4 protein-coding genes are annotated in these 6,986 nt (G+C 56.6%); all 4 read left to right on the plus strand.

All coding sequences use genetic code 11. From position 1 onward, the window contains the following. Positions 1 to 75 precede the first annotated feature (75 nt). On the plus strand, positions 76 to 1,596 hold the full coding sequence (locus CU100_RS26430) for a sugar ABC transporter ATP-binding protein (RefSeq protein WP_106719612.1): 1,521 nt from the start codon (positions 76 to 78) through the stop codon (positions 1,594 to 1,596). 26 nt (positions 1,597 to 1,622) lie between these two features. Further along, positions 1,623 to 2,624, plus strand: a complete 1,002-nt coding sequence (locus CU100_RS26435) for an ABC transporter permease (RefSeq protein ID WP_210204120.1) — start codon at positions 1,623 to 1,625, stop codon at positions 2,622 to 2,624. An 89-nt stretch (positions 2,625 to 2,713) separates the two neighbouring features. Further along, on the plus strand, positions 2,714 to 4,420 hold the full coding sequence (gene dld, locus CU100_RS26440) for a D-lactate dehydrogenase (protein WP_106719614.1): 1,707 nt from the start codon (positions 2,714 to 2,716) through the stop codon (positions 4,418 to 4,420). Between the two features lie 1,513 nt (positions 4,421 to 5,933). After that, positions 5,934 to 6,812, plus strand: coding sequence for an alpha/beta fold hydrolase (locus tag CU100_RS26445; RefSeq protein ID WP_106719633.1), 879 nt, complete (start codon positions 5,934 to 5,936; stop codon positions 6,810 to 6,812). The last annotated feature ends 174 nt before the right edge of the window (positions 6,813 to 6,986 follow it).

The following is a 6,986-nucleotide window of genomic DNA, read 5'->3' on the forward strand; positions in this document are numbered from 1 at the left end:
CAGTCGGCCGGCCGTCAGTCCGTGGCGGCCGGCCGAACGGCCGTCGCGCCACAACCGGGGGAGGACCAAGTTCGAATGAACGGCCAAACATTGAAACAGGACACGAGCGCTGACGCGGATTTTGCGCTCCGCATTGACAATGTCAGCAAGAGCTACGGCGGGTTCTATGCCCTGCGCTCGGTGAGCCTGAACATCCGCCGCGGCAGCATTCATGGTCTGCTCGGCGAGAACGGCGCCGGCAAAAGCACGCTGGTCGGCATTATCTCGGGACAGCGTTCGCCGTCGGAAGGCACAATCTATCTGAACGGCCGGGAAGTTGGGGGCTCCGACGTGCGGTCGATGGAACAGGCGGGCGTCTTCCTCGTCACGCAGGAACCGATGATCGTCGACCATATGTCTGCTGCCGAAAACTTGATGCTCGGCGTCTGGCCGTCAAAAAACGGTTTCGTGCGGTGGCGGAAGCTCAAGGCAGATGCGGCACGCATGCTCAAGGGTTCCGGCATTGATCCGACAATCGACGCTGGCAGACTTAGTGCCGTCGCACGACGCAAGCTCAACATTCTCCGCGCCATGTTTTCCGGTGGCAAGGTCATCATCCTCGACGAGCCGACAGCGGCGCTGACGGTGCCCGACCGGCGCCAGCTCTTCGAGTTTATGCGGCAGTTGAAGGACGACGGTGTCACCTTCATCTTCATCTCGCACTACAACGACGAAATTCTCGAAATCTGTGATGCCGTGTCCGTCCTGCGGGACGGATCCTTTGCCGGCGGCAGCGAGGATATAAGCTCGATGACATCCGAAAAACTCTCCGAGTTGGTCCTCGGACGCGGCCTTGTGCTTTTTCAGCGGGAAAGACGGACGTTCGGGAGCGAACCTGTTGCCGTGAGCCTTCGCAATGTCGTCGCCAGCAACGTACACCTCGACAAGCTGGATATCTGGAAAGGCGAGATCATCGGCTTTACCGGTCTACCGGGCGCAGGTGCCAAGGAACTCGCAAAGGCTATTTTCGGACTAAACAGGGTGAGATCGGGTAAGATCGGCATTGATGGAGCCGAAGGCCAGAGATTGCCACAGCATCCGAAGGCCGCCTTCGATAAGGGCATCGCCTACCTTTCCGACGATCGACGCAAGGATGGTGTCGTGGGTCATCTTTCGATCGCCGAAAACATCGCCCTTTCCTCACTTGATCGCCGTGCCGTATTCGGCTTCGTCGAGGGAGGCAAGGAGGCCACCCTTTGCGACGGCTACTTCACCAGCATGGGCATCAAGGCGCCAGGCGCAGAGGCGGTGGTGAACACGCTGAGCGGCGGCAACCAGCAAAAGGTATGCCTCGGCCGCGTGCTAGCGACCGAGCCGCAGCTTTTGATCCTAGACGAGCCGACGCGCGGCATCGACGTCGGAGTGAAGCAGGATGTCCTGCGCATCATCGATGAATTGAGCAATACCGGTGTCACTGTCATTATCGTCTCCACCGACACGGACGAACTGGTTCGCGCTGTCGATCGTGTCTGCGTGTTCCGCAACGGCACCATCCACCAGACCGTCACCGGCAGCCACATAACAACTGAAAACCTGCGCCGCCTCGCACAGGTGTGATCGACGATCCGCAGAGGAACGATTAAATGAGCACTGTGATGACCACAAACCCATCGAAGGTGGGGAGCGAGAAAAAGAGCGTCGCCATGCATAAGGCCATCGGCTGGATTTTGCATAACGTGGTCTGGATATGGCTAGCAGCCCTGATCCTTGGCTTCGGCATGTTCAACCAATTCTTCCTGACCGTGATGAATATGCAGAACATCACCGTGCAGGCGACTGTTCTCGGCATGCTTGGCCTTGCCGTGGCGCTGCCGCTGCTGGTCGCGGAGATCGACCTGTCAATCCCGGCGAATCTCGGCTTTTCTTCGGCGATAGGCGCGCTCGCCTATTCCGACTGGGGTTTGCCTTGGTTCCTCGCCATGCTCGTCGGTGTCGGCGTGGCTACCCTCATCGGCTTCTTCAACGGTCTCTGCATCACAAAATTGCGCATGGTGTCACTGATCCAGACTCTGTCGATGATGATCATCCTGCAGGGTGCGCTGCTGGCGCTGACCCAGGGCAAGACGCTGACGAACCTCTCGGACGGCTATGTCTGGATCGGCAATGCCAGTATCGGCGGCTGGCCCGTTATGCCGTTGATCATGCTTTTGGCACTTGTCAGTGTAGGCGTGCTCTTGAAAATGACCGTGCTCGGCCGTTCGATCTATGCCGTTGGCGGCAATCCGCTGGCGTCAAATTCGGCGGGTATCCGCGTGGACCGGGTCAAGATCATCACCTACACGATTGCTGGCTTTTTGGCAGGTATTGCCGGCTTCCTGCTTGCCTCGTGGCAGATGGCGATCACCTCCAACCAAGGATCGAGCTATCTTCTCTACGCGATCGCAGCGCCGATCATCGGCGGCGTCAGCGTCTTCGGCGGACGCGGTAATGTCGTTGGTATTCTTGGCGGCGTATTACTGCTAACGGTCATCCAGGTCGGTCTTGCGATCACCAACGTGCCATCTTTCTACGTCGGGATGATCGGCGGCTTCATGATCTTCATCGCAGTGGCTATCGATGCCATCCGCGTCCGCTACTTCGCCTGATATCCTCCCAGGATAGCCAGAGCCTCGGCCGTCACGCGTCCTTCATCTGGGGGTGATGGCCGATCTGTTTCGAACCTGAAAGCATACAGATGGAAGATCTTCTCGAGCAATTTCGCACTGTCGTCGGCCGCCGCAACGTTCTGACCGGCGCTACGGCAACCCGGCGGTTCCGGCAGGGGTACCGGTATGGCGGTGGCGATGCCCTGGCTGTAATTCAACCGGGAACGCTGGTGGAGATGTGGCGTGTCCTGCGGGCCTGCCACCAGGCCAACGTCGTCATCCTCATCCAGGCGGCGAATACCGGCCTAACTGGCGGCTCGACCCCCATTGAGGAAGGTTATGACCGGCCGGTCGTCATCATCAGCTCGTTGCGTCTTTGCCGTCTCCATGTCATCAGGGGCGGCGCGCAGGTCGTGTCGCATCCGGGCGTGACGCTGAACCAACTCGAAAAGGCTCTGCGTCCACTGGGTCGCGAACCTCACTCCGTTATTGGTTCCAGTTGTATCGGTGCTTCGGTCGTCGGCGGCATCTGTAACAATTCCGGCGGCTCGCTTATCCGCCGTGGCCCGGCCTTCACCCAGTTGGCACTTTACGCGAAAATCGATGCAAGCGGCGAGCTTCGGCTCATCAACAATCTCGGCATCATGCTTGGCGAGGCTCCGGAGGATATTCTTGCCCGGCTGGATGAAGGCAGAATTTCCGATACCGACATTATGGCATCATCAAACCTGCACGCGTCGGACCACGAATACTGCAATCATGTACGCGACATCTCCGCATCCACGCCGGCGCGCTACAACGCCGATCCTCGGCGCCTCTACGAAGCGTCGGGATCGGCCGGCAAGATCGCCGTGTTCGCGCTTCGGCTCGATACCTTTGAAGCGGACGAAAAGACGCAGACGTTCTATATCGGCAGCAACGAGCCGTCCAAGCTGGAGACGATCCGCCGTGATATTCTCGGCGACTTTAAGAGTCTGCCGATTGCCGGCGAATACATGCACCGGGGCGCCTATGACGCGAGCAGCCGCTACGGCAAGGACCTGTTCCTCTTCATCAAAGCCTTCGGCACCGACCGGGTGCCACTGGCGTTTGCCGCGAAAAGCCGTTTCGACAGTATCAGCGAGAAGCTCGGCCTGGGCTCGGCTGTCAGCGATCGTCTCCTGCAGGGCCTGATGAAGCTCTGGCCCAACCACCTGCCGAAACGACTCAACGCATTCCGGGATCGTTACGAACATCATCTCCTGCTGAAGATGGGAGGCGAGGGCATCGAGGAGGCGCGCGCGTATCTGTCCGCCCGTTTTCCGTCGGCTGACGGCGATTATTTCGAATGCACGGACAAGGAGGGGAAAGCGGCTTTTCTTCATAGGTTCGCAATCGGCGGCTCGATCGTGCGCTACCGCGCCGTTCATCCGAAGACGGTGGAAGACATCGTCGCGCTCGACATCGCGCTGCCGCGCAACACGCTCGACTGGTTCGAGAAGCTACCGGCCGATATCAGCCGCAAGATTGATTTCACGATGTATTGCGGTCATTTCTTCTGCCATGTCCTGCATCAGGAATACCTCGTCAAGAAGGGTGAGGACTGCGATGCGGTCAAGGATGAAATCCTGTCGCTTCTCAAGAAGCGCGGCGCGGAATACCCGGCCGAACACAATGTCGGCCACCTTTACGAGGCGGCAGACAGCCTGAGGACTTTCTACAGGCAGCTCGACCCCACCAATGCTTTCAACCCCGGTATTGGCAAGACGTCGTTAAATCTGAACTGGGAAGAGCCGGGGTCTCACGCTGCGCAGTGACGCGAGGTCCAACTAGCCACGCGACATCCTGAAGCGTTGCAATCTCGCGCATTTGTACATTCGCTCGGCGGCTTGAATTCATTCAACGCGTTGGAGCCTGCGCCACCGTACTCAGACAATGATGAGCCCGTCATTCACAGCAAAAAAGGGCATCATCACACCGAACCCATATCCGCTTCCGTGCTGGTTGAGCTAGCAGCGAACGGTCGCCTCGCGGCCCCATTTCGGTCATACAAGGCACTAGCTTAGTGATTGTTTAAGGCCGCAATGCTGGGAAGGTGCCTAATACGCATTTGGCTCAGCTGAAGTTGCCAGAGATTGGCTCGAATTAATGGTTCGTGACTCATGAGAAAGCTACTTTGACTTCCCTGCGACTTGATGGGGTTCGATCGGCAGGCCCACCCAAACCGGGCAGTCTGAAAGTGGTTCCACTTGAGCCCTTATGCGATTTTCAAAGCACAGATCGAGAACACCCGAGCAATTTTACATGATAGAGGCGCCAAGTGATGGGGGATAAACGACAATGCACATCGGCATAACACTCAAGGTGCATCCAACAGAGCCTCCTGATCGTTTCGCTTGCTTTACAATGCTGCCGGCTTGAATGTTGGAGCTGCGTTTACCAAGGGGGCAGCTGCGTTTCATTGTGCATCGGTGCACCTGTTGGCTTCGCTAATGGAAAGCAAGTTTATCATTTCGGCACCATGGCATCCGGCTGCACGTCCACTGACGAGCCAGCTGGCGCTGTATAGCGTGTTGCCGAGTCCGAGGCGGATTTGTCTCTGCCCATAAGCAGACGTCGCTTGTGCTTATGCTGGAGGGTTTCACTATCGCCTTTCAGCGGATTGAACGGCGCATTCAAGCGGAAAATCGCTCACCCCGACAACGCTGAGATCATGAAATCCGCGAAATACTATCGGCAGTTTAATCTACGATGGCCATGTGCTCAACAGCGTGAGCGGCCCCTTTGGGCTACAAGCGGGCCCTCGCGTTCATAGGCGGTGGGGGTCCGCTTGTTGTTATGTGTCCCCAATAGCCGACTATCTTCCACCGGCCCCAAAGCGGTGTCGCAGCATGCCTGTTCAGGCTGCCTTGTCGATCCCCTGCGCGACAAGCTGTGTGCCTGGACATCGGCGTCCGCTAGCGGCTTAACACGCCGGCTCGCAAGATCCTGCTTACATGTATGGTCCGAGTACGCACGCTATGCCAACATTTCGGCCCAGTAAGGAAAGTGACAGTGTGACTGACCATATCTTCGTTCCTGCCGTTTGTTGTATTCGTGGGGAGAGACTCTCCTCTTCCTTCTAGTCGCAAAGTTCCGAATATGTAGTTATCGATTTTAGCCAATTGCAGCTGCCTGAGCTCATGTTCGAAAGCTTTCCATCCAACCGGCGTCCGCGAGTTAAGATGATACCGATTGGCCCTCTTCGGCGCCCGGCAAACTCACTAGCCATTCTGTCAGTAGTACTCGGAACCGATCGCGACCCCTCCCATTAAGCTTCTGATGTTGTCAATGAGGAAGGAAATCACGGCAAACGGACTTGTACATCACAAAGAACTGAACCTGGACGGCATGAAGATTTTCTATCGCGAGGCTGGACCGAGAGACGCTCCCGTTATTCTGCTGCCCCATGGCTATCCATGTTCGTCTTATGAGTTTCGCAACTACATGCCTCCGCTGGCTGACAGTTGGCGGCTGATTGCTCCGGATTTTCCAGGTTGCGGTTACAGTGATACGCCAGGGGAATTCGACTACACCTTTGACGGCTACACTGATTTTATGGAGCGCCTCACCGGGAAGCTCGGGTTTAGCAAATTTACTTTGTATCTCCACGACTTCGGATCGCAAATCGGTTTACGGCTCGCTATCCGTCGCCCCGATTTAATCGCATCATTGATTATCCAGAATGGCGACATCTACAAAGATGTTCTGGGGCCAAAATATACAACCTTAAAAGCAATTTGGGAAAAAACCCCTGAGAATGGCTTTGCAGAAATCAGGCAGGGCATCTCCAAGGAAGAGTTCCAACGCGAATTCCTCAACGATGTTCGGCCAGAACTGGCGGCAACGATTCCTCCCGATCTTTGGACCCTGCATTGGTCGTTGATGACCGATCGACGGAAAGATATATCGGCCCATATCATCGCTGGACTAAAGGACAATCTAGACTGGTTTCCTCGATATCAAAATTATCTACGAGACCATCGGCCGCCAACTCTGATAATCTGGGGGCCGCAAGATGGCTACATGCCTGAAGCATCAGCAAGAGCATATTTGCGAGACTTGCCCGACGCGGAATTGCATTTGTTGGACGGCGGCCATTGGCTGCTGGAAACCAACCTCGACGAAGCTGTGAGCTTGACGCGAAACTTCTTGATTCGTCACGGTTAGAGGCCAACTGAAGCTTTGAAATCACCAAAAGCGCTCGACAGTCGTATTCTCGGAGCGAGGGAACCGGACAGTCATCGGGCCGTTTTGACGATGAAGCGATCTCGATGCGATGGAGAAAAATCGTGACAGTTTACAAGTTTGCCCTCGCGGATGCGTCTTTCGAGCGTTCACCAG

The sequence above is a fragment of the Phyllobacterium endophyticum genome (assembly GCF_003010935.1).
GTDB lineage: Bacteria > Pseudomonadota > Alphaproteobacteria > Rhizobiales > Rhizobiaceae > Phyllobacterium > Phyllobacterium endophyticum.